2 protein-coding genes are annotated in these 1,480 nt (G+C 69.5%); one reads left to right on the top strand and one right to left on the bottom strand.

What is annotated here, in order from left to right; translation table 11 throughout:
- Positions 1 to 366: TetR/AcrR family transcriptional regulator (locus tag FAF44_RS53185; protein ID WP_237111116.1), on the bottom strand; the 366-nt coding region annotated here is incomplete at its 3' end.
- A 98-nt stretch (positions 367 to 464) separates the two neighbouring features.
- Between FAF44_RS53185 and FAF44_RS53180 the strand changes: the two genes are divergently transcribed.
- Positions 465 to 719 (top strand): helix-turn-helix domain-containing protein, encoded by a 255-nt coding sequence (locus FAF44_RS53180; protein ID WP_237111115.1) that lies wholly within the window; start codon positions 465 to 467, stop codon positions 717 to 719.
- The last annotated feature ends 761 nt before the right edge of the window (positions 720 to 1,480 follow it).

The raw sequence follows: 1,480 nt of genomic DNA, 5'->3' as shown, positions 1-1,480 counted from the left end.
GTCGATCATGGGGCTGATCGGGGCGACGCGGGCGAGGATCTCGTGGGTGCCGCGGACGTGCAGGCGGAGTTGTTCGGCGGCGGTGGGGGCGGTGCAGGCGGCGTGGAACCAGGGGCGTTGCATGGTGGCCACGGGTGCGGTGTCGCCGGCGATGGTGGTGTCGACGACGTCCTTGAACAGGGTGCGTTTGTTGCCGAAGACGAAGTAGACGGTCTGGACGGCGACGCCGGCCTGGTCGGCGATCTCTTGCAGGCTGGTGGCGCCGTAGCCCTGGGTGATGAACAGTTCCCGCGCCGCGGCGATGATCTTTTCGCGGGTGGCGCGGGAGCGTTCGGTTCTTTTGTCGGTTCGCTGCCCCTTGTCCATGGTGAGAGCTTACCTCTAGAGTTCAACTCTAGATTCCTGTCTTCCGGTTCACCCCGCACCCCTCAGCCCGCACCCCCACGCGGTATAGAGTGGGCCCCATGGTGCGACCACCCCTGACCCCCGAGGAACGCCTGCGCGGCGAGCAACTCGGCCAGGTCCTGCGCCAGGCCCGCGGCGAACGCAGCATCGTCGAGATCGCCGCCGCCGCCGGCATGTCCGCCGAAACCCTCCGCAAGATCGAGACCGGCCGCATCGCCACCCCGGCGTTCTTCACCATCGCCGCGCTCGCCGACGTACTCGGCATCTCCCTCGACCGCCTCGCCGTCCGCTCCACCCCCGCACCCGCACCCTGACCGGCAGGCCACCCCTCAGGGACGGCCACGCAACAGCGGATGCGACCGCATCGCCACCTCCAGCTCACCCGGCAGCTCATCACGGTAACGACCCAGCGTCGACAGATCACTGTGCCCCAGCACCCGCCGCACCGCGTCCATGTCCACCGCATCGGCCAGCAGATGCGTCGCCGTCGTGTGCCGCAGCCCGTGCGGCGTCACCGACCGCCGCTGATCCGGATCCACCCGCCGCTGCACCCGATCGATCACCGCCTGCACGTCACCACGCGCCAGCCGCCGCCCCCGCCACGACAACAACAACGCCTTCCCGTCATCGGCCGACCCGCTCGCGCACATCGCCGGACGCCCCCGCACCAGATACTCCTGCAACACCCGCGCCACCCCCTCCGGCAACGGCACATCACGCGTACGCCCGCCCTTACCGAAGATCCGCCAGTACCGCACCCCGTCGTTGGTGAAGAAATCCTGCACATCGGCGCGCACCAGCTCCGACACCCGCGGCCCCACCGTCGCCAGCAGCAGCACGATCACCGCGTCACGCAACTCCGTACGCTGATCGCGCCGCTTGCCCGCCTCAGGAGCCGCCTGCGGCAACTCCTGCGCCGCCCCGATCAACCCCTCGGCCTGCTCCCGCGTCAACGCCCGCCGCTCGGCCCGCAACCCGCCCCGCTGCCTGGCCGTCACCGTCGAATGCGTCATCGGGTTGATCTGCACCCACCCCGCCAGCTCCGCGTGCTTGAACCTGTCTCTTATACACATCT

This window comes from Nonomuraea sp. MG754425 (assembly GCF_021699195.1).
In the GTDB taxonomy this organism is placed as follows: Bacteria; Actinomycetota; Actinomycetes; order Streptosporangiales; family Streptosporangiaceae; genus Nonomuraea.
The sequence above is the reverse complement of the archived record's forward strand: the minus strand, read 5'-3'. Positions and strand labels throughout refer to the sequence as shown.

Coding starts and splice junctions, on each gene's coding strand:
- FAF44_RS53180 (WP_237111115.1), top strand. CDS start 465: ATGGTGCGACCACCCCTGACCCCCGAGGAACGCCTGCGCGGCGAGCAA.